Origin of the sequence: Enterobacter sp. BIDMC93 (genome assembly GCF_001037805.1) — a bacterium.
In the GTDB taxonomy this organism is placed as follows: Bacteria; Pseudomonadota; Gammaproteobacteria; order Enterobacterales; family Enterobacteriaceae; genus Enterobacter; species Enterobacter hormaechei_C.
Genome location: NZ_KQ089962.1, coordinates 1,080,033 through 1,102,188 on the forward strand (window position 1 = coordinate 1,080,033; position 22,156 = coordinate 1,102,188).

Annotated in this window: 18 protein-coding genes; 9 read left to right on the forward strand and 9 right to left on the reverse strand. The window is 59.4% G+C overall.

What is annotated here, in order from left to right; translation table 11 throughout:
- Nucleotides 1-160: 160 nt before the first annotated feature.
- Nucleotides 161-1,459 carry an MFS transporter gene (locus SK58_RS05125; protein WP_015571942.1) on the reverse strand — a complete coding sequence of 433 codons (1,299 nt, stop codon included), beginning with the start codon at nt 1,457-1,459 and terminating at the stop codon, nt 161-163.
- Nucleotides 1,460-1,934: 475 nt separating this feature from the next.
- Here SK58_RS05125 and uxaC point away from each other — a divergent pair, with 475 nt between their 5' ends.
- Nucleotides 1,935-3,347 carry a glucuronate isomerase gene (gene uxaC, locus SK58_RS05130; RefSeq protein WP_048219456.1) on the forward strand — a complete coding sequence of 471 codons (1,413 nt, stop codon included), beginning with the start codon at nt 1,935-1,937 and terminating at the stop codon, nt 3,345-3,347.
- Nucleotides 3,348-3,364: 17 nt separating this feature from the next.
- Nucleotides 3,365-4,852 carry a UxaA family hydrolase gene (locus tag SK58_RS05135; protein WP_015571940.1) on the forward strand — a complete coding sequence of 496 codons (1,488 nt, stop codon included), beginning with the start codon at nt 3,365-3,367 and terminating at the stop codon, nt 4,850-4,852.
- Nucleotides 4,853-4,938: 86 nt separating this feature from the next.
- Here the strand turns inward: SK58_RS05135 and sstT are convergent, their stop codons facing one another.
- The 4 genes from sstT to SK58_RS05155 form a co-directional block, all read right to left on the reverse strand.
- Nucleotides 4,939-6,180 carry a serine/threonine transporter SstT gene (gene sstT / locus SK58_RS05140; RefSeq protein ID WP_017382425.1) on the reverse strand — a complete coding sequence of 414 codons (1,242 nt, stop codon included), beginning with the start codon at nt 6,178-6,180 and terminating at the stop codon, nt 4,939-4,941.
- A 275-nt stretch (nt 6,181-6,455) separates the two neighbouring features.
- Nucleotides 6,456-7,421, reverse strand: a complete 966-nt coding sequence (locus SK58_RS05145) for a TerC family protein (protein WP_048219458.1) — start codon at nt 7,419-7,421, stop codon at nt 6,456-6,458.
- A gap of 251 nt (nt 7,422-7,672) precedes the next feature.
- Nucleotides 7,673-8,671, reverse strand: a complete 999-nt coding sequence (locus tag SK58_RS05150) for a Gfo/Idh/MocA family protein (RefSeq protein WP_003862623.1) — start codon at nt 8,669-8,671, stop codon at nt 7,673-7,675.
- A 70-nt stretch (nt 8,672-8,741) separates the two neighbouring features.
- Nucleotides 8,742-9,245 (reverse strand): YgjP-like metallopeptidase domain-containing protein, encoded by a 504-nt coding sequence (locus SK58_RS05155; protein ID WP_003862622.1) that lies wholly within the window; start codon nt 9,243-9,245, stop codon nt 8,742-8,744.
- A gap of 83 nt (nt 9,246-9,328) precedes the next feature.
- Between SK58_RS05155 and rlmG the strand changes: the two genes are divergently transcribed.
- Entirely contained in the window at nt 9,329-10,465 is a 1,137-nt protein-coding gene (rlmG, locus tag SK58_RS05160) for a 23S rRNA (guanine(1835)-N(2))-methyltransferase RlmG (protein WP_048219460.1), read from the forward strand.
- A 103-nt stretch (nt 10,466-10,568) separates the two neighbouring features.
- Here rlmG and SK58_RS05165 read toward each other — a convergent pair whose 3' ends face one another.
- From SK58_RS05165 to lsrR, 3 genes are all read right to left on the reverse strand, one after another.
- On the reverse strand, nt 10,569-12,590 hold the full coding sequence (locus SK58_RS05165) for an NADPH-dependent 2,4-dienoyl-CoA reductase (protein WP_048219462.1): 2,022 nt from the start codon (nt 12,588-12,590) through the stop codon (nt 10,569-10,571).
- Nucleotides 12,591-12,774: 184 nt separating this feature from the next.
- The gene (gene lsrK, locus SK58_RS05170; RefSeq protein WP_045906843.1) at nt 12,775-14,355 is read right to left on the reverse strand and encodes an autoinducer-2 kinase; all 1,581 of its coding nucleotides are present in this window, start codon (nt 14,353-14,355) and stop codon (nt 12,775-12,777) included.
- 32 nt (nt 14,356-14,387) lie between these two features.
- Nucleotides 14,388-15,359, reverse strand: coding sequence for a transcriptional regulator LsrR (lsrR, locus tag SK58_RS05175; RefSeq protein WP_015571933.1), 972 nt, complete (start codon nt 15,357-15,359; stop codon nt 14,388-14,390).
- 215 nt (nt 15,360-15,574) lie between these two features.
- Here lsrR and lsrA point away from each other — a divergent pair, with 215 nt between their 5' ends.
- The 6 genes from lsrA to lsrG are packed head-to-tail and all read left to right on the forward strand — an operon-like array spanning nt 15,575 to nt 21,260.
- Nucleotides 15,575-17,062, forward strand: coding sequence for an autoinducer 2 ABC transporter ATP-binding protein LsrA (gene lsrA, locus SK58_RS05180; RefSeq protein WP_032655185.1), 1,488 nt, complete (start codon nt 15,575-15,577; stop codon nt 17,060-17,062).
- On the forward strand, nt 17,059-18,090 hold the full coding sequence (gene lsrC, locus SK58_RS05185; RefSeq protein WP_047747007.1) for an autoinducer 2 ABC transporter permease LsrC: 1,032 nt from the start codon (nt 17,059-17,061) through the stop codon (nt 18,088-18,090). Before lsrA ends, lsrC begins: the two co-directional genes overlap by 4 nt.
- A complete protein-coding gene (gene lsrD, locus SK58_RS05190) occupies nt 18,091-19,068 on the forward strand; it encodes an autoinducer 2 ABC transporter permease LsrD (protein WP_017694297.1) in 978 nt (325 codons plus the stop codon).
- Nucleotide 19,069: 1 nt separating this feature from the next.
- Nucleotides 19,070-20,071, forward strand: coding sequence for an autoinducer 2 ABC transporter substrate-binding protein LsrB (lsrB, locus tag SK58_RS05195; RefSeq protein ID WP_017694298.1), 1,002 nt, complete (start codon nt 19,070-19,072; stop codon nt 20,069-20,071).
- 11 nt (nt 20,072-20,082) lie between these two features.
- Nucleotides 20,083-20,970, forward strand: coding sequence for a 3-hydroxy-5-phosphonooxypentane-2,4-dione thiolase (lsrF, locus tag SK58_RS05200; RefSeq protein ID WP_017694299.1), 888 nt, complete (start codon nt 20,083-20,085; stop codon nt 20,968-20,970).
- Entirely contained in the window at nt 20,967-21,260 is a 294-nt protein-coding gene (lsrG, locus tag SK58_RS05205) for a (4S)-4-hydroxy-5-phosphonooxypentane-2,3-dione isomerase (protein ID WP_023295476.1), read from the forward strand. The genes lsrF and lsrG overlap by 4 nt, the downstream gene beginning before the upstream one ends.
- Before the next feature lie 201 nt (nt 21,261-21,461).
- Here lsrG and SK58_RS05210 read toward each other — a convergent pair whose 3' ends face one another.
- Nucleotides 21,462-22,151, reverse strand: a complete 690-nt coding sequence (locus tag SK58_RS05210) for a B3/B4 domain-containing protein (RefSeq protein ID WP_032649612.1) — start codon at nt 22,149-22,151, stop codon at nt 21,462-21,464.
- Between the last annotated feature and the right edge of the window lie 5 nt (nt 22,152-22,156).

Below are 22,156 nucleotides of genomic sequence, written 5' to 3' on the forward strand. Positions count from 1 at the left end.
ACCACTTTTGCGTGCCACTCTCCAGATTTCACCATGAAAAAAGCCGCCCGTAGGCGGCTTTTGAGAAGATTTTGCCGGGTGGCGGCTCCGCCTTACGCGGCCTACAAAACCCAATAAAATCGTAGGCCGGGTAAGCGCAGCGCCACCCGGCACAACAACGCTAACTCTGCGTCGCCGGTCCCCCAAGGGACTCTTTCGCCAGTTCATCGGCGGATTTGCTCTTCAGCACCGTCCAGATAACCACCGCACCCATCAGATCGAAGATAGCCAGTACCGCGAACAGCGGGCTAAAGCCAATGGTATCTGCCAGCGCGCCGACCACCAGCGCAAACAGGGTACTTGCGGTCCAGGCGGCCATCCCGGTCAGGCCGTTGGCGGTAGCGACTTCGTTACGACCAAACACGTCGGACGAGAGCGTAATAAGCGCACCGGAAAGAGACTGGTGAGCAAAGCCCCCGATACACAGCAGGGCGATAGCCACGTAAGGGCTGGTGAACAGGCCGATCATGCCCGGGCCGATCATCAGCAGGGCACCCATGGTGACCACCATCTTACGGGACACAATCAGGTTCACGCCAAACCAGCGCTGGAACAGCGGTGGCAGGTAGCCGCCGACGATACAGCCCAGGTCTGCAAACAGCATTGGCATCCAGGCGAACATCGCGATCTCTTTCAGGTTAAAGCCGTAAACTTTAAACATGAACAGCGGGATCCAGGCGTTAAATGTCCCCCAGGCCGGTTCTGCCAGGAAGCGTGGCAGGGCGATACCCCAGAACTGACGGGTGCCCAGGATCTGCCAGACGGACATCTTTTTGCCGTTGTCGGTCTGATGCTGAGATTCCTGACCATTAATAATGTAGTCACGTTCTTCGTCAGACAGCTTTTTCTGATCGCGCGGGTGTTTATAGAAGATCAGCCACGCCATGGCCCAGGCAAAGCTCAGCACACCGGAGATGATGAACGCCATCTGCCAGCTGTGCATCACAATCGCCCACACCACCAGTGGCGGAGCAATCATCGCCCCGATGGAGGAGCCCACGTTGAAGTAACCGACAGCGATTGAACGCTCTTTTGCCGGGAACCATTCAGAGCTGGCTTTCAGACCCGCGGGGATCATCGCTGCTTCGGCAGCACCTACCGCACCACGCGCCAGCGCCAGTCCGCCCCAGCTGCCGGCCAGCGCGGTCGCCCCACAGAAGACGGCCCAGGCTACAGCGAAGAAGGCATAACCAATTTTTGTACCCAGAATATCAAGAACATAACCTGCAACAGGCTGCATTACGGTGTAAGCGGCAGAGTAAGCCGCAATGATGTAAGAGTATTGCTGCGTGGAGATATGTAACTCTTCCATCAACGTTGGCGCCGCTGCTGCCACGGTGTTACGTGTCAGGTAGCCCAGCACGGTGCCGAGCGTCACCAGTGCGATCATGTACCAACGTAACCCTTTAATTTTACGCATGTAAAACCTCATCGTTATGTTATTTCCGTGTCGGGACACGGCAACAACTCAACCGTTGCCGGGAGCTGTTCTGTAACGGGAGGGGCGTAACCGGGAACCTGTCCCGGAACGGCCCGAACCTTGCCATAAGTAATCGTGCTAAGTCGGCTTCCGTACCGTTAAATCCGATGTATCAAACACCGGTAATGCATTCCGTCGGCTTATAGTTTGCGACGGCGAAAAGATAACTTGTCATACAACTTTAAAAGGTGAGTGACATCACAAAAGTGTGAATCTTTGTAGGGACATTATGCGGCGCGCGTAAAGCCAGAAATGGCGCGGCCTGCGAGAGGGTTTACCCCTTTGAGGGTAATTTATTTGTCGACGTTTATTGATCTAACTCACGAAAAAAACGTCGGACTCTGGAAATTGGTGTGATAACTTTGCAGCATCTGAACATAAGCTTTCTGACGCTCCCGTAATGAGGAAGACGATAATGACACCGTTTATGACCGACGATTTTCTGCTAGATACCGAATTTGCTCGCCGCCTGTACCACGACTACGCAAAAGACCAGCCAATTTTCGACTACCACTGCCATTTACCGCCGCAGCAGGTTGCCGAAAATTACCGTTTCAAAAACCTGTATGATATCTGGCTGAAGGGTGACCACTATAAGTGGCGCGCAATGCGCACCAACGGCGTGGCCGAGCGCCTGTGTACCGGCGACGCGACCGATCGCGAGAAGTTTGACGCCTGGGCCGCTACCGTTCCTCACACCATCGGTAACCCGTTATACCACTGGACGCACCTCGAACTGCGTCGTCCGTTTGGTATCACCGGCAAGCTGCTCTCTCCCGCCACGGCGGATGAAATCTGGGATCAGTGCAACGAACTGCTGGCGCAGGATAGCTTCTCGGCGCGCGGCATCATGCAGCAGATGAACGTGAAGATGGTGGGCACCACCGACGATCCGGTCGACTCTCTGGAGCACCACGCTGTTGTCGCCAAGGACAGCACGTTTGACATCAAAGTGCTGCCAAGCTGGCGCCCGGATAAAGCCTTCAACATCGAGCTGCCGACCTTTAACGACTACATGGCGAAGCTGGCGGAAGTTTCGGATACCGACATTCGTCGCTTTGACGATCTGCAAACCGCGCTGACCAAACGTCTGGATCACTTTGCCGCACACGGCTGTAAAGTGTCTGACCACGCGCTGGACGTAGTGCTGTTCGCGGAATCCAGTGAAGCTGAGCTGGACAGTATTCTGGCGCGTCGTCTCTCCGGCGAAGCCCTGAGCGAGCACGAAGTGGCGCAGTTTAAAACCGCGGTGCTGGTGTTCCTCGGTGCGGAATATGCCCGCCGCGGCTGGGTTCAGCAGTATCACATCGGCGCGCTGCGTAATAACAACCAGCGTCAGTTCAAACTGCTGGGCGCGGACGTAGGCTTTGACTCCATCAACGACCGTCCGATGGCGGAAGAGCTGTCAAAACTGCTGAGCAAACAGAACGAGCAAAACCTGCTGCCAAAAACCATTCTGTACTGCCTGAACCCGCGCGATAACGAAGTGCTGGGCACTATGATCGGCAACTTCCAGGGCGAAGGGATGCCGGGCAAGATGCAGTTCGGTTCCGGCTGGTGGTTTAACGATCAGAAAGACGGCATGGAGCGTCAGATGACGCAGCTGGCGCAGCTCGGCCTGCTGAGCCGCTTCGTTGGCATGCTGACCGATAGCCGCAGTTTCCTCTCCTATACCCGCCATGAATATTTCCGCCGCATTCTGTGCCAGATGATTGGCCGCTGGGTGCACGCGGGCGAAGCGCCAGCGGATATCCAGCTGCTGGGCGAAATGGTGAGAAACATCTGCTTTAACAATGCGCGTGACTACTTCGCCATTGCACTGAACTAAGGCCGTTTGAGGTTGATATGCAATACATCAAAATCCATTCGCTGGATAACGTTGCCGTCGCGCTGGCCGATTTAGCCGAAGGGACGGAAGTGACCTTCGACAACCAGTCGGTGACGTTACGCCAGGCCATTGGACGTGGACATAAGTTTGCCCTGATCCCCATCGCGAAAGGGGAGAACGTGGTGAAGTACGGTTTGCCCATCGGTCATGCGCTGGCGGATATTGCGCCGGGTGAATACATTCATTCCCACAATACCCGCACCAATCTCAGCGATCTGGACGAGTACAGCTATCAACCTGACTTCCAGGCAGAAGAAGGACAGGCGGCCGATCGTGAGGTGCAGATCTACCGCCGCGCCAGCGGGGAGGTGGGGATCCGCAATGAACTGTGGATCCTCCCGACCGTCGGCTGCGTGAACGGGATCGCGCGTCAAATTCAGACGCGTTTCCTGAAAGAGACCAACAATGCTGAAGGCACCGACGGCGTGCATCTGTTCAGCCATACCTACGGTTGTTCCCAGCTGGGCGACGACCACATCAATACCCGCACCATGCTGCAAAATATGGTGCGCCACCCGAACGCGGGGGCGGTGCTGGTGATTGGCCTCGGCTGTGAAAACAATCAGGTCGACGCCTTCCGCGACACGCTGGGCGAGTTCGATCCTGAGCGCGTGCACTTTATGGTGTGTCAGCACCAGGACGACGAAGTGGAAGCGGGCGTTGAACAGCTGCACCAGCTGTATGAGGTGATGCGTCACGACAAGCGCGAGCCGGGCAAGCTGAGTGAACTGAAGTTTGGCCTGGAGTGCGGCGGATCTGACGGGCTTTCCGGCATTACCGCTAACCCGATGCTGGGCCGCTTCTCAGATTACGTGATTGCCAACGGCGGCACCACGGTGCTGACCGAAGTGCCGGAGATGTTCGGCGCAGAGCGCATTCTGATGAGCCACTGCCGCGACGAAGAGACCTTTGAGAAGACCGTCACCATGGTCAACGATTTCAAACAGTACTTCATCGCCCATAACCAGCCGATTTATGAGAACCCGTCGCCGGGTAACAAGGCGGGTGGGATCACCACGCTGGAAGAGAAATCCCTGGGCTGCACCCAGAAAGCGGGCGCCAGCCAGGTAGTGGACGTGCTGCGTTACGGTGAACGGCTGAAAACGCACGGTCTGAACCTGCTGAGCGCACCGGGCAACGATGCGGTCGCCACCAGTGCGCTGGCGGGAGCGGGCTGTCACATGGTGCTGTTCAGTACCGGGCGCGGCACGCCGTACGGCGGATTTGTGCCAACGGTGAAAATCGCCACTAACAGCGAGCTGGCGGCGAAGAAAAAACACTGGATCGACTTTGATGCCGGCCAGCTGATTCACGGCAAAGCGATGCCGCAGCTGCTGAGCGAATTCGTGGACACGATTGTGGAATTTGCCAGCGGCAGGCAGACCTGCAACGAGAAGAACGACTTCCGCGAGCTGGCGATCTTTAAGAGTGGTGTGACGCTATAAGTGCTTTGTCGGGTGGCGCTAGCGCTTACCCGACCTACTAAACCCTGTAGGCCCGGTAAGGCGTAGCCGCCACCGGGCTTTTCTTTTTAACTGCGCAGGGCGTTCTTCGCTAAACGCGCGTCTTCCGCCTGACAGGCCGCTGCGGTAAACAGCACGTCGGTAGAGGAATTCAGCGCGGTTTCGCAGGAATCCTGCAATACGCCGATAATGAAGCCGACCGCGACAACCTGCATGGCAATCTCGTTCGGAATACCGAACATGTTACAGGCCAGCGGGATCAGCAGCAGCGAGCCGCCCGCCACGCCGGATGCGCCACAGGCACACAGTGATGCAACGACGCTCAGCAGCAGCGCGGTTGGCAGATCCACCGGAATGCCCAGCGTATGCACCGCCGCCAGCGTCAGCACGGTGATGGTGATCGCCGCACCTGCCATGTTCACGGTTGCACCCAGAGGAATCGACACCGAATAGGTATCGCGATCCAGATTCAGCTTCTCCGCCAGCGCCATGTTGACCGGAATGTTTGCCGCCGAGCTGCGGGTGAAGAAGGCATACACGCCGCTTTCACGCAGGCAGGTCAGCACCAGCGGATACGGGTTGCGGCGGATCTGCCAGAACACCAGCAGCGGGTTGATCACCAGCGCCACCAGCAGCATACAGCCGACCAGGACGACCAGCAGCTGCGCGTAGCCCCACAGTGCATCGAAACCGGTGGTGGCCAGCGTCGAAGAAACCAGACCAAAGATCCCGACTGGCGCAAAGCGAATCACCAGCTTCACCATAAAGGTGACAGCGTTGGACATATCGTTCACCAGGTTTTTCGTGGTCTCGTTACCATGACGCAGCGCGAAGCCCAGACCGATCGCCCAGACCAGGATGCCGATGTAGTTCGCGTTCATCAGCGCGGTGACGGGGTTAGAGACCATGCTCATCAGCAGACCGCGAAGCACTTCCACAATCCCGGACGGCGGGGTGATATCACCGGCCGCGCTGGTCAGGTGCAGCGTGGACGGGAACAGGAAGCTAAACACCACGGCCGTTAAGGCAGCAGAGAAGGTTCCCAGCAGATACAGGAACAGAATAGGGCGAATGTTGGTTTTTTGTCCGTGCTGGTGGTTGGCAATCGACGCCATCACCAGCATCAGCACCAGTACCGGGGCGACGGCCTTCAGTGCGCCAACGAAAAGGGTGCCGAGCAGCCCCGTCGCTTCCGCGGCAGGTTTTGACACCATCGCCAGCAGAATACCCAGTACCAACCCGACCAGAATTTGTTTTACAAGACTGCCCTGCGCCAGGCGCGCGAACAGACCGCGTGATTGTGTGCTCATACGTTATTCCTGAGTGAAATTGCGTTCCATCCTGGATGTGCTCTAAGTCACATTTGTGTCCGGATGTAAGTATTTGTTTGCCTGGTTGAGTATCAGGGAAAGCAGCGAAAGGCGGAAGCGTAAAATGCTGGATTTTACGTGTTGTGTCATGTTTTTTAACTATTGCTTAACGAAAGTGCCGGGTGGCGCTACGCTTACCCGGCCTACATTGCATTTCCCCCTCTCCCTGTGGGAGAGGGTTGGGGTGAGGGCATCAGCCCGCACCGAACGTTGCACTAAGCCCGCTGCTTCTTATCGTGCTGGCGGTTAACCCAGGTATTGATAATCAGCGTCACCAGCAGAATGCCAAACACCACGCCGAGCGAAATGGCGATCGGAATATGGTAGAAATCGACGATCAGCATCTTGATACCGATAAACACCAGAATCACCGACAGACCGTACTTCAGCATTGAGAAGCGCTCTGCCGCACCCGCCAGCAGGAAATACATCGCACGCAGGCCGAGGATGGCGAACAGGTTTGAGGTCAGCACGATGAACGGGTCGGTAGTGACCGCGAAGATAGCGGGGATACTGTCCACCGCGAAAATCACGTCGCTCAGTTCGACCAGAATCAGCACCAGCAGCAGCGGGGTGGCGAACAGCAGGCCGTTCTTACGCACGAAGAAATGCTCGCTCTCGATCTTGTCCGTCATGCGCAGATGACCCCGGATCCACTTCACCAGCGGCTTATCACCGATACCGGTATCGTCTTCTTTCGCCAGCGCCATTTTTACCCCGGTGAACAGCAGGAACGCGCCAAACACATACAGCAGCCATTCGAACTGGGTAATCAGCCAGCTACCGGCGAAGATCATGATGGTACGCAGGACAATAGCGCCCAGCACGCCGTACACCAGCACGCGGCGTTGCAGAGCCGCAGGTACGGCGAAGTAGCTGAACAGCATCAGCCAGACGAAGACGTTATCAACCGCCAGCGCTTTTTCAATCAGATAGCCGGTGAGGAAGGCGAGTGCCTGAGGATCGGCCACCGCGCGGCCTTCGGTTAAGGCCAGATACCACCAGAAGGCGGCGCAGAAGAGGAGTGAGAGGGTAACCCATACCAGCGACCAGACGGCGGCTTGCTTGACGCTCATGCCGTGCTCGCCGCGACGGCCCTGCAAAAAGAGGTCGATTGCCAGCATGATGAGCACGACAACCGCGAATCCGCCCCACAGCATTGGAGTGCCGACAGAATGCATACTATTTTCCTTACACATAAAAAACAAAAACGGCCATGGTCAGAAGACGATAGCCGTTAGCTTTTTATGCATAGACCTCGCCTTCCGGCAAGGTCTCACTTACAACCACGAAGGTTGCCCGGCGACCGGATGCGGTTTTGCACGCATCGTAATGACGATCCACCGGCGAAGAAGTTACTCCCCTTTGCAGGTAACAAATTATGTCAGACCATCGGTTTCGTCAATGGTCTGCACGATTTCATTACACAGTTTTACGCGACGGCTTCCACATTCACGCCGTCTGCGGGGAAGATCACGCCAGTCTGTCGGCGGATCTCCGTTTGCAGCTTCGCCGTGGTGCGGCTGATCGCCAGCCCCGGGTGGTTCACTTCGTTGTCTTCTACCAGACGGGCGAAGACCTCTGCCTCATAGAGCATAGTGTTAATATGCTGAGGCTGCGTCAGCTCCTGCGCTTTGCCGCCGCGGGGAACGATGCTTAGCTTCTGGCATTCGGAGATTTTTTCGATCACCAGCGAGCCGTCTTCGCCCTGAATTTCGCTTGGCAGTACGGAGTCACTGACCTTCGAGTGCTGCAACGTCACGCTAAAATCACCGTAGTCCAGCACCACAACGCCGTGTGCATCCACGCCGCTCTCCAGCAGGCTGGCGGTGGCGGTTACGCCGTGCGGTTCACCCCACAGGGCGACCGCAGAGGCCAGGCAGTAAAAACCGATATCCATAATCGAGCCATTCGAGAAGGCCGGGTTAAAGGTGTTCGGGTTTTCGCCGTCCAGGTAGCGCTGGTAGCGCGAGGAATACTGGCAGTAGTTGATAAAGGCTTTACGCACTTTGCCAATTTTCGGCAGCGATTGCTGCAACAGCAGGAAGTTCGGCAGGCTGGCGGTTTTGAACGCTTCAAACAGTACCACCTGGTTTTCGCGGGCAAGCGCAATGGCGGCTTCCACTTCCTCAATATTCGAGGCGAGCGGCTTCTCGCAGATCACATGCTTTTTGTGGCTGAGGAACAGCTTCGTTTGCGGGAAGTGCAGAGAATTCGGGCTGGCGATATAGACCGCGTCAATGGCGTCGCTTTGCGCCATCTCATCGAGCGAGGTGAACAGATGTTCAACCAGGTAGTCATTCGCAAAACTCTGCGCCTGCTCAAGGCTGCGGGAATAGACTGCGGTGAGCTTATATTTGCCGGTTTCGTGGGCGGCGTCGACGAACTGGCGCGTGATCCAGTTCGTACCGATGACTGCGAAACGTATCATAAACGTTTACGTACTCCGTAGCAGGGAACCTAAAGCCACTGTAGCACGTCATCATGACATTTCGCGTGCGCTACTGCGCATTACTCTTTAACGATAAATGCGTCAGCCACAAACGGGTATCAAACTCCAGCTGGTGGTACTGCGGCTCCATATGGCAGCACAGGGAGTAGAACGCTTTGTCGTGCTCTTTCTCTTTCAGGTGCGCCAGCTCGTGCACCACGATCATCCGCAGAAAGGCTTCCGGCGCATTGCGAAAGACGGTCGCGACGCGGATCTCCGCTTTGGCCTTCAGCTTGCCGCCCTGTACGCGGGAGATGGCGGTATGCAGGCCGAGCGCGTTTTTCAGCACGTGGATCTTATTGTCGTACATCACCTTGTTGATCGGCGGGGCGCTCTTAAGATACTGGTTTTTCAGATCCTGCGTATACTGCCAGAGGGCTTTGTCAGTCGCGAAATCATGCGTGCCCGGGTAGCGTTTTTCCAGCACCGCGCCGAGCTTTCCCGCGGCAATCAGGTCACGAACCTGGGAAAGTAAATGCTCCGGATAGCCCTGGAGATAAGTCAGCTGGTTCATCAAAACCCCAAAATAGTGTGAAAACGGGTATACTCACGCACCCTTTTCAGGGATACGCCAAATTTTACCATTCAGGAGGGCCGATGAGCCACTTAGACAACGGTTTCCGTTCACTCAACCTTAAACGTTTCCCGGAAACGGACGACGTTAACCCGCTTCAGGCGTGGGAAGCGGCGGATGAATATCTGCTGCAACAGTTGGATGGGACTGAAATCAGCGTCCCGGTTCTGATCCTGAATGACGCGTTTGGCGCACTGGCCTGCGCGCTGGCGGAACATGCGCCTCACAGTATCGGCGATTCTTACTTAAGTGAGCTGGCGACGCGTGAAAACCTGCGTCACAACGATATCGAAGAATCCAGCGTGAAGTTCCTCGACAGCACCGCGGACTACCCGCAGGCGCCGGGCGTGGTGCTGATTAAAGTGCCCAAAACCATGGCGCTGCTGGAGCAGCAGCTTCGCGCGCTGCGTAAGGTCGTGACGCCGGATACGCGTATTATCGCGGGTGCCAAAGCGCGCGATATTCACACCTCGACGCTGGAATTGTTCGAGAAAGTGCTCGGCCCGACCACCACCACGCTTGCCTGGAAAAAAGCGCGCCTGATCAACTGTACCTTCAGCGCACCGGCGCTGGCCGACGCGCCGGAGACGCTGAGCTGGAAGCTGGAAGGCACCGACTGGACCATCCACAACCACGCGAACGTTTTCTCCCGTACCGGTCTGGATATCGGCGCACGCTTCTTTATGGAACATCTGCCGGAAAACCTGGAAGGGGAAATCGTTGATCTCGGCTGCGGTAATGGCGTGATTGGCCTGACGCTGCTGGCGAAGAACCCGGAGGCCAGCGTGGTGTTCAGCGACGAATCGCCCATGGCGGTGGCCTCCAGCCGTCTGAACGTGGAAACCAACCTGCCGGAGGCATTGGATCGCTGCGAGTTTATGATCAATAACGCGCTGTCGGGCGTAGAGCCTTTCCGCTTCAACGCGGTATTCTGTAACCCGCCGTTCCACCAGAAGCACGCCCTGACGGATAACGTCGCGTGGGAGATGTTCCACCACGCGCGCCGCTGCCTGAAAATCAACGGCGAGTTGTATATCGTGGCGAACCGCCACCTGGACTACTTCCACAAGCTGAAGAAGATTTTCGGCAACTGCGTCACCATTGCCACCAATAACAAATTCGTGGTGCTGAAATCGGTGAAGCTGGGGCGTCGTCGGTAAGATTGGGTATGTGCGGCCTGATGCCCGGTGGCGCTTCGCTTACCGGGCCTACAATGGCCTCGAACCCGTAGGCCGGGCAAGCGAAGCGCCGCCCGGCAATGCCCTAGATCGCCAGAGCTAACTTCGTCCCCTGCGCAATTGCCCGCCGCGCATCCAGCTCCATCGCCACATCGCACCCGCCGATCAAATGCACCGTTTTCCCCGCCTCACGCAGCGGATCCGCCAGATCCCGCTTCGGCTCCTGCCCGGCGCACAAAATCACATGATCCACGCGCAGCAGTTGCGGTTCGCCGCCGATCAGCACGTGCAGCCCGTCGTCGTCGATCTTCTGGTAGCTCACCCCCGGGATCATCTTCACCCCGCGTGAGAGCAGGGTGGCGCGGTGGATCCAGCCCGTGGTTTTTCCCAGACCTTCACCCGGCTTGCTGGCTTTACGCTGGAGCATCACAATCTGACGCGGGCTTTTCGGCAGCTGCGGACCTTCCGGGCGTAAACCACCGGACTGACTGAGGCTGGTATCAATGCCCCATTCCACGCAGAACTCAGCGATGTTCTGGCTGGTGGCTTCGCCCGGCTGGCTTAAATACATCGCGGTATCAAAACCGATCCCGCCGCAGCCGATGATCGCCACCTTCTCGCCAACCGGCGCTTTGTCCCTTAATACATCCAGATAGCTCAATACCTTCGGATGATCGATGCCTTCGATCGCAGGCGTGCGCGGGGCGATCCCACTCGCGAGGATCACCTCGTCGAAACCGATCAGATCCGCCGCGCTGACAAACTGTTTAAGCCGCAGATCGACGCCCGTCACCTCGATCATCCGGCGGTAATAGCGCAGCGTTTCGTAGAACTCCTCTTTGCCGGGGATCTGTCTGGCGATAGTAAACTGCCCGCCGATTTCCGCCAGCGCATCAAACAGCGTCACGCTGTGCCCGCGCGAGGCGGCATTGACTGCAAACGCCAGGCCCGCCGGCCCTGCACCCACCACGGCCAGACGCTTCTTGTTGACCGCAGGAACGATCGGCATTTTGGTTTCATGGCAGGCGCGGGGGTTAACGAGGCAGGAGGTGACCTTGCCGACGAAGATCTGATCCAGACACGCCTGGTTGCAGCCAATGCAGGTATTAATCTCGTCCGCACGGCCGCTTTGCGCTTTGGAGAGCAGTTCGGCATCCGCGAGGAACGGGCGCGCCATCGATACCATATCGGCATCGCCGCGTGAGATCACATCCTCCGCCACCTGCGGATCGTTAATGCGGTTGGTGGTGACCAGTGGAACGGAGACTATGCCTTTCAGCTTGCGCGTTACCCAGCTGAACGCCGCGCGCGGCACCGGCGTAGCGATGGTCGGGATGCGCGCTTCGTGCCAGCCAATCCCGGTGTTGATGATGGTGGCGCCAGCGGCTTCAATCGCCTGCGCCAGCTGCACGGTTTCGTCGAAGGTGCCGCCGCCCTCCACCAGGTCAAGCATCGACAGGCGGAAGATGATAATAAAATCCGCACCCGCACGTTCACGCACCGCACGCACCACCTCCACGGCAAAACGCATCCGGCGGGCATAGTCGCCACCCCATTCGTCGTCGCGCTGGTTGGTGCGTGCGGCGAGGAATTCGTTGATCAGATACCCTTCCGAGCCCATCACCTCCACCCCGTCGTAGCCCGCTTCCCGCGCCAGCGCCGCGCAGCGGGCGAAGTCGTCAATCAGGGCCAGGATCTCGTCGTGGCTGAGGGCATGGGGAGTAAAGCGGTTAATCGGCGCCTGAATAGCCGAGGGGGCAACCAGGTTCGGCTGATAGCTGTAGCGTCCGGTATGCAGAATTTGCAGGGCGATTTTGCCGCCCTCGCGGTGGACCGCGTCGGTCACAATGCGGTGATGCGGCAGCTGTAACGCATCGTTCAACACTGCGCCGCCCTCCATCGTCACCCCGGAAGGGGCAGGGGCTACGCCGCCGGTGACAATCAGCGCCACCCCGTGGCGCGCGCGCTCGGCATAGAAGGCTGCCAGACGTTCAGCCCCGTCCGGACGCTCCTCCAGCCCGGTGTGCATCGAGCCCATCAGCACGCGGTTTTTGAGGGTGGTGAACCCCAGATCGAGAGGGGCGAATAACGACGGGTAGCGGCTCATAGTCTCTTCCAGTGTAAAATTATTGTTATGTGGTCGGATGAGTTACTAATTTAGCCAGCGGCAGCGGAAAGGTAAAAGCGGGATCGAATGATTGTGATAGATCTCAAAGAACTTCCCCGGTGGCGCTGCGCTTACCGGGGCTACAAACCGTAGGCCGGATAAGCGCAGCGCCATCCGGCGTATTTTACGGCGCCGCTGCGCGCACCAGTCCCGGCGCCTGCCACATCGACGTGGTCAGCCCGCTGTCCACCAGCCCGAGCTGGTCGGCATACACCGCCTGCCATTTTTGCATCATGCCGTCGTACAGCTCGCGGTGCTGAGGGTCTGGCGTGAACTCGCGGCTCCACTTCACCAGCCGCTCGCCCGTCGAGGCCATATCCGCAAACAGCCCCGCGCCTGTTCCGGCCGCGATCGCGCAGCCGAGCGCCGTTGCCTCTTTGACTTCCGGCACGCGCACCGGCAGCCCGGTAACGTCGCTTAAAATCTGGCTCCACAGGGCGCCTTTGGCCCCGCCACCCGCAAACACCAGGCTCTCAAACGTCACGCCGGAGAAGTGGGAAATCTGCGCCAGGTTGCAGGCCGAGACGATCGCCGCATTCTCCTCCAGGGCGCGGAACAGCGTCGCTTTGTTGCACTTTTCCGGGTCGATGGAGAGGTTAATAAACGACGGCGCGGCGTGATACCACTGCTTAAAATGCATCGCGTCGGAGAAGATCGGCATCACGCCGTGGGAGCCCGCCGGGACGCGGCTCGCCATCTCTTCGAGCAGGGAGTAGGTGTCCATTCCCATTCGTTCGGCAATCAGCTTCTCCTCGGCGCAGAAGGCGTCGCGGAACCAGCGCATGGTCAGCCCGGTGAAGAAGCTGATCGACTCCGCCTGCGCCATGCCGGGGATAACGTGCGGGTTCACGCGGATGTTCATCTCGGGGTCGGTGCGTACCTGCGGCAGGTTTACGACCTGCTGCCAGAAGGTGCCGCCCAGCACCGCGGTTTGCCCGGCGCGGACCACGCCCAGCCCCAGACAGCCCAGCTGCACGTCGCCGCCGCCCATCACCACCGGCGTGCCTTCGCGCAGGCCGCTCTGCTGCGCGGCCTGTCTGGTAATCGCCCCCAGCACGGTGCCGGTCTCTTTCACCGGGGAGAGGATATCGGCGCGCAGCCCGGCCATGTCGAGCAGCGCCGGACGCCAGTCGCGGGAGAAGAGATCCAGCATGCCGGTGGTGCCCGCATTGGACGGATCGACCGCCAGCTCGCCGGAGAGCTTCGCCGCCAGCCAGTCGCTGATCATGGTGATGGTGGCGGCTTTACGATAAATATCCGGACGATGATGCGCCAGCCACAGCAGGCGCGGCATGGCGCTGAGGGCCAGCGTCTGGCCGGAAACGTCATACACTTCGGATTCAAACCGGTAGTCGTGGATCTCTTTGAGTTCGGCCACCTCGCGGCTGGCGCGGGCGTCGACGTTGGCGCAGGCCCAGATAGCCTCGCCGTTGCGGTCGTACAGCACAATCCCTTCGCGCATCGAACAGCAGGCGACGGACTGAATATCCGCCGCGCTGAGCCGCGCGCGCTCCAGCGCTTGCTGAATACACTGGCAGGCCAGCCGCCAGTTGGTGTCGAGGTCGAACTCCATCGATCCCGGCACGTTCTCCACGCTCAGGTGCTTCCACTCGGCCTGGCCAACGGCAATCTGGTTGCCCTGTAAATCGAAAATCACGGCGCGAACGCTGCCTGTCCCTGCATCTAACGCTAAAAGGTAACTCATGAGCTTGCCTCGTGTCAGGCGCAGGGCTGCTCTTATCCGGCCAGAGCCAGCACCGCGCGGGCTGTCGTCTCTTCCGTCACCAGGCCATTAATACGGCGACCCTTCAGTGCGGCATAAATCGCATCGGCTTTCTCTTCCCCTCCGGCCACGCCGACGATGGTGGGCAGCTGCGCCAGTTCATCGAGCGTGACGCCCAGTAATTCTTTGTGGATCTCCAGCTCCTCAACGCATTCCCCTTCGGCATTAAGGAAATAGCCAAGGATATCGCCCACCGCGCCTTTACGGGCGTACATCAGCTGTTCACCTTCGCTGATATAGCCGGAGCGCAGTATCGTTGCATCGCGGCGCTGGTTTACCGAGCCAATCCCGACCACCGCCACGTCAGCCGCGGTGGCGGCGAGGATCACGTCCCGCACGCTGGTTTCGCGCTTTAAGATCCCGGCGACTTCAGCGGATGACACGCGAAGCGGGGCGGGGATCATGCTGACGCTACAGGCTGCATCCAGCTGGCCGATACCGGTCATATACGGCCCGACGCCGCCGGAGAGCGTCACCAGGCGGATCTGCTGCGAGCTGATAAAGCCGCTTAAGTGTTGCAGACTGCTCATGGTGGTTTCACCGAAGCCCACCGCTAACAGCTGGCCGGGTTGCAGTACGCCCATCAGCGACTGTGCCGCGCCAATGCCCAGCCGCACGTTCATCGGCGGCGTATTCAGGGCGGGCATCACGCGCACCAGCTTCAGGCCAAATCGTTGTTGCAGCTCGGTTTCCAGCGCCAGGCAGCCCTCGTAGCGGGAGTTGATCTGCACGCGGATCACCCCGGACTGACGGCCTTTCTCCAGCAGGCGGGAGATCTTCAGACGCGGCAGCCCGAGCCGTTCGCCGATGTCGTTCTGGGTCAGCCCGTCGTGGTAGTAGCACCAGGCCACGCGCGCCACCAGCTCCTCTTCCGCCAGGGCCAGCCCGGCAAACCGTCCTTCTTCCGCAGTGCGTTTATCGCTCATAATTGAACTCTTATAAAAATTTAGATCATATGTTCGTGATGGTAAGACGTGAAAATGTGAGCCACGCGACAAAACGGATCTTTTCGATCGTTTCCGCTTTATCTGAATCTCAATCGATAAAACTGTGATCCCTGCACGGTTGTAAATATAGTTCACCGACTACGCTTTTGAACATTATTAAATCTAAAAATCATTTGTTCAATAGCGGAGCGATGATGACACCACTTCTCGACGCGCGTGATATCAGCAAGCAGTTTTCAGGCGTACCGGTCTTAAAAGGCATTGATTTCACGCTGCTTGCGGGGCAGGTGCATGCGCTGATGGGCGGTAACGGCGCGGGAAAATCGACGCTGATGAAGATCATCGCCGGGGTAGAAACCCCGGATAGCGGTGAACTTTCGGTGGCGGGTGAGTCTTTTGCACGGCTTACCCCGGCGCAGGCGCACAGGTTAGGCATTTATCTGGTGCCGCAGGAGCCGCTGCTGTTTCCCAACCTGACGGTGCGGGAAAACATCCTGTTTCGTCTGCCGCGAGAGCGCGATCGGGAAAAACGTCTGGCGGAAAAACTCCGGCAGCTACAATGCCAGCTTAATCTCGACGCCACCGCCAGCACCCTCGAGGTGGCGGACCAGCAGATGGTGGAGATCCTGCGCGGGCTGATGCGCAACGCCAGAATTCTGATCCTTGATGAACCCACGGCCTCGCTGACGCCCGGTGAAACCGAACGGCTGTTTCGCCAGATCCGCGCCTTGCAGGATCTTGGCGTCGGGATTGTTTTTATCTCGCATAAGCTGCCGGAGATTCGACAGCTGGCGAGTCACGTCTCAGTGATGCGCGACGGCGCGGTGGTGCTCAGCGGCGAAACTGCGCATTTTGACGATAACGCCCTGATCGCCGCCATGACGCCGGTAAGCCGGGAAGCATCCCTGAGCGATACGCAAAAGCTGTGGCTGGCGCTGCCGGGCAACCGCCGCACCCAGGCGCAGGATTTTCCCGTGCTGCGCGTGGAAGCGCTCACCGGGGAGGGCTTTATCGATCTCAGCCTTGAGATTTACGCCGGGGAGATTGTCGGTCTGGCCGGGCTGGTGGGGTCCGGGCGCACCGAGTTTGCCGAAACGCTCTACGGCCTGCGTCCGGTTCGCGGCGGGCGGGTGTGGCTGGAGAGCCAGGAGATCACCGCCGATCCGGTCAGTTCACGCCTGCAAAAAGGGCTGGTCTATCTGCCGGAAGACAGGCAGGTGTCCGGCCTGTTTCTCGACGCGCCGATCCGCTGGAACACCGTGGCGCTGAACGAGCCGTCGCTCTGGCAGCAGCGAAAGCGGGAGTCTGCGGTAGTGGAACGCTATCACCGGGCGCTGGGGATCAAGCTCAACCATGCGGATCAAACCGTGCGCACGCTCTCCGGTGGTAATCAGCAGAAGGTGCTGCTGGCGCGCTGTCTGGAGGCCAATCCGCTGCTGCTGATCGTCGATGAACCGACGCGCGGCGTGGACGTATCGGCGCGCGCCGATATTTATCAGCTGCTGAAAAGCGTGGCGGCGCAGAACGTGGCGGTGCTGATGATCTCAAGCGATCTCGATGAGTTTCCCGGCCTCGCGGATCGGGTGCTGGTGATGCACCAGGGCGTACTCAGCGGCGAGCTGCCGCGCCAGGCCGTCAGCCTCGACCGGATGATGGCGCTGGCGTTTGGAGGGCAATCATGAAGATCTTACTGAAAAACCGCGAGCTGAGCGCGTTTCTCGCCATTCTGGCGCTGTTCGCCGTGCTGGTGGCGCTGAACCCGTCCTACCTGAGCTTACAGACGCTGGGGATGATATTCGCCAGCTCGCAGATCCTGATCCTGCTGGCCATCGGCGCGGCGCTGGTGATGCTGACCCGCAATATTGACGTCTCCGTCGGCTCCACCGTCGGGCTTTCCGCTATTGCCGTCGGCGTGGCGCTGAACAGCGGCTATAGCCTGCCCGTTTCCATTCTCTTCGCGCTGTCGATTGGCGCGCTGGCGGGGGCGTTCAACGGTTTTCTGGTGGTGGGCCTGCGCATTCCGGCGATTGTCGCCACCCTCGGCACGCTGGGGCTGTATCGTGGGGCGATGCTGCTGTGGACCGGCGGGAAGTGGATAGAAGGGCTGCCGCCGGGGCTGAAATCTCTCTCTGAGCCCGCCGCCGTCGGCATTTCGCCGCTCGGCATGCTGGTGTTGATTATCGCGGCCATCGGCGCGTGGACGCTGTCGCGCACCGCCTTTGGACGTGATTTTTACGCCGTGGGGGATAACCTCGCCGCCGCGCGCCAGCTGGGCGTGGCGGTGAACCGCACCCGCATGATCGCCTTTACCCTCAACGGCATGCTGGCGGCCTGCGCCGGGATTGTGTTTGCCTCACAGATTGGCTTCGTGCCCAACCAGACCGGCAGCGGGCTGGAGATGAAAGCCATCGCCGCCTGCGTGCTCGGTGGCATCTCGCTGCTGGGCGGCACCGGCACGCTGGTCGGCGCCTTACTCGGCGCGTTCTTCCTCACCCAAATCGATACCGTGCTGGTGCTGTTCAGGCTCCCGGCGTGGTGGAACGACTTTATCGCCGGGCTGGTGCTGCTGGGTGTGCTGGTGCTCGACGGGCGGCTGCGTCAGGCGCTCTCACGGCATCAGCGGGCGCTGAAATACAGCCGTTTCCAGCCGGGTAACAAAGGGGGAAAGCACGTTACCCCGTTTCCCAAACGCAAAAAAGAGGTGGCGTAAATGAGGCTTAACTGGGAAAGCGCGCTGCTGATTTTACTGGTGCTGGAGATCCTGCTCTTCGGCGCCATCAACCCGCGCATACTTGATATCAACATGCTGATGTTCAGCACCAGCGACTTTATCTGCATTGGCATCGTGGCGCTGCCGCTTACGCTTGTGATTATCAGCGGCGGGATCGATATTTCCCTCGGCTCAACCATCGGCCTGTGCGCCATCGCGCTGGGGGTGATGATGCAGGCAGGGTGGCCGATGGCGGTTGCCATCCCTCTGACGCTGCTGCTCGGCCTGCTGTGCGGGCTGGTGAATGCGGCGCTGATCCACTACACCGGCATCAGCCCGTTGGTCATTACCCTCGGCACGCTCTACCTCTACGGCGGCGGGGCGCTGCTGCTCTCCGGCATGGCGGGGGCGACGGGCTACGAGGGGATCGGCGGCTTCCCGGACAGCTTTACCACCTTCGCTAACCTCACGGTGGTGGGCCTGCCGATCCCGCTGGTGCTGTTCGCGGTGATTACCGCTTTCTTCTGGCTGATTACCCACCGCGGGCGCTTTGGTCGGCATCTGTTTTTAATCGGCCAGAATCCGCGCGCGGCGCGCTATGCGGCGCTGTCGGTGAACGGCATGCCGTACGCGCTGTACGGCCTGGTGGGGGTAGCCTCGGCGGTTGCCGCGCTGGTGATGGTTTCCTATTTCGGTTCCGCGCGCTCGGATCTGGGGCGCGATTTACTGATGCCTGCACTCACCGCCGCCGTACTCGGCGGGGCAAATATCTACGGCGGGTCAGGTTCGGTTGTCGGTACGGCGCTGGCGGCGCTGCTGGTGGGGTACCTGCAACAGGGTTTACAGATGGTCGGCATCCCCAACCAGGTGTCGAGCGCGCTGTCAGGGGCGCTGCTGGTTGTGGTGGTGATGGGACGTTCGCTGAGTCTGCACCGCGAATGGGTGCGTTCTCTCTTCAGAAAACTATCCGGAGCGTAAGATGAAAACAAAACTATTCGTCCTGGCAATGGCCCTCAGCTTCGCTTCGGCGCAGGCGGCGGACCGCATTGCCTTTATCCCGAAACTGGTAGGCGTGGGATTCTTCACCAGCGGCGGCAACGGCGCGAAAGAGGCGGGGAAAGATCTTGGCGTGGACGTGACCTACGACGGCCCGACCGAGCCGAGCGTCTCCGGCCAGGTGCAGCTCATCAATAATTTCGTCAACCAGGGCTATAACGCCATCATCGTCTCTGCCGTGTCGCCGGACGGTCTCTGCCCGGCGCTGAAGCGCGCGATGCAGCGCGGCGTGAAGGTCCTGACCTGGGACTCCGACACCAAACCGGAGTGCCGCAGCATCTATATCAACCAGGGCACGCCGGAACAGCTCGGCGGTCTGCTGGTGGACATGGCGGGCAAGCAGGTCACCAAACCGAACGCGAAAGTGGCGTTCTTCTACTCCAGCCCGACCGTTACCGACCAGAACCAGTGGGTGAAAGAGGCGAAGGCCAAAATCGAGAAAGATCATCCTCAGTGGCAGATTGTGACAACTCAGTTTGGCTATAACGACGCCACCAAATCTCTGCAAACCGCCGAAGGGATCTTAAAAGCCTATCCGGATCTGGATGCGATCATCGCCCCGGACGCCAACGCCCTGCCAGCCGCGGCACAGGCGGCGGAAAACCTGAAACGGGAAGGGGTGGCGATTGTCGGCTTCAGCACGCCGAACGTGATGCGCCCGTACGTTGAGCGCGGCACGGTGAAAGCCTTCGGCCTGTGGGATGTGGTGCAACAGGGCAAAATTGCGGTCAATGTCGCCGATCGTTTACTGAAAAAAGGCGATCTTAACCCTGGCGACAGCGTCGACGTGAAAGATATCGGGACGCTGAAGGTCGAGCCGAACAGCGTGCAGGGCTACCAGTATGAGGCGAAGGGCAACGGCATCGTGCTGCTGCCGGAGCGGGTGGTGTTCACCAAAGAGAACATCAGCAAATACGATTTCTGACGGGGGAGAAAATGGCTGATTTAGACGACATCAAAGACGGCAAGGATTTTGGCATCGGCACGCCGCAGCAGAACGTGCCTTACACCCTGAAGGGCTGCGGCTCGCTGGACTGGGGCATGCAGTCGAGGCTTGCGCGCATCTTCAACCCGCAGAGCAACCGCACGGTGATGCTGGCCTTTGACCACGGCTACTTTCAGGGGCCGACCACTGGCCTTGAGCGTATCGATCTCTCCATCGCGCCGCTGTTTGGTGAAACCGACGTGCTGATGTGCACCCGCGGCATCCTCAGGAGCCAGGTGCCAGCCGCGACCAACAAACCGGTGGTGCTGCGCGCCTCCGGCGGTAACTCGATTCTGGGCGAGCTGTCCAACGAGTGCGTGGCGGTGGCGATGGAGGACGCGCTGCGCCTGAACGTCTGCGCGGTGGCGGCGCAGGTGTATATCGGAAGCCCGTTTGAGCATCAGTCGATCAACAACATCATCAAGCTGGTGGATGCGGGGGCGCGCTACGGCATGCCGACGCTGGCGGTGACGGGCGTGGGGAAAGAGATGGCGCGTGACGCGCGCTATTTCTCGCTTGCCAGCCGCATCGCCGCCGAAATGGGAGCGCAGTTCGTCAAAACCTACTACGTGGACGAGGGCTTTGAAAAAGTGACCGCCAGCTGCCCGGTGCCGATTGTTATCGCCGGGGGCAAAAAGCTGCCGGAGCACGAGGCGCTGGAGATGTGCTGGCGGGCGATTGACCAGGGCGCATCCGGCGTGGACATGGGGCGCAACATCTTCCAGTCCAGCGCGCCACTCGCCATGCTGAAGGCGGTGAAGAAAGTCGTTCACGAGAACATGAGCGCCCGGGAGGCGTTCCAGTTCTGGCAGGAAGAGAAACAGGGAGAAGCAAAATGAACGTGACGCTGGTGGAGATTAATATTAAACCCGAGCGGGTGGACGAGTTTCTGGAGGTATTTCGCGCCAACCACGAGGGGGCCATCAAGGAGCCGGGAAACCTGCGCTTTGATGTCTTGCAGGACCCGCGGGTGAAAACCCGCTTCTTTATCTACGAGGCCTATAAAGACGAAGCGGCGGTGCTGGCGCATAAGCAAACGCCACACTATCTGGCGTGCGTGGATAAGCTTGAAGAGCTGATGTCAGAGCCGCGCAAAAAACGCTGTTTTGTGGGGTTGTTGCCGGAGTAGCGGCTTTGCCCGGTGGCGCTGCGCTTACCGGGCCTACGGGGGCGAGATGGTGCGGTATTTGCCCGGTGGCGCTGCGCTTACCGGGCCTACGGGGGCGAGATGGTGCGGTGTTTGCCCGGTGGCGCTAACGCTTACCGGGCCTACGGGTACGGGGGGTGTTGATTTTGTAGGCCGGGTAAGCGAAGCGCCACCCGGCGTTGTTCACGCCAGCTCCAGCAACTGAATACGCGCCGTCGCGCCCGGCATCAGCTTTTGCAGATTGCTCACCAGCTCATCGCCAGCTTCCTGTAATGCCGCCAGCGGCATCGACGGCAGGCTTTCGAGAATAAACCACATGGATTGCGCCTGGCTGTCCAGACGCGTGCGTACCCCCTGTCGCCAGTTCCAGCGGCGGCAGGTGACGCCGAGATCGTCACGCCAGATAACTTCGCCTGGCTCCGGATTTTCTACAACCGGCTCACCTTCTTTAAAGGTATCAAACGGCTCGCTGCCGTCGGCCAGCGTCAGGCGCGGCGCTCCCGAGTAAGCCGCCAGATTTTCTCCCCCTACCGGAATAGCGTAGCGGATACTGATGGCATTATAGATATCCACCACCGGGTCGAGCGGCGGCAGCGAACCGTCTCTCATCACGCGCTTGCGCAGGGCCGAGGCCGAGCAGGGCGTACGTTTGGGTTTTGCACCAAAGGCTTTAAACACCTCATCCCAGGCGGCGAGATGATTTTCTGCCCAGGGCACATCATCATTGAGCATCTGCTGGCAGGCCTGCGCCAGCGCAGCGGGCGCAACCTCCGGTTGGGTAATCGGGGCAGCTTCAACCAGAATGCTCAGCGCCCGAAAGCCGGGCGCGATCCCGACAAGTCGCGAATCTATTGACGGTGTTAGAAGAGACATAAATA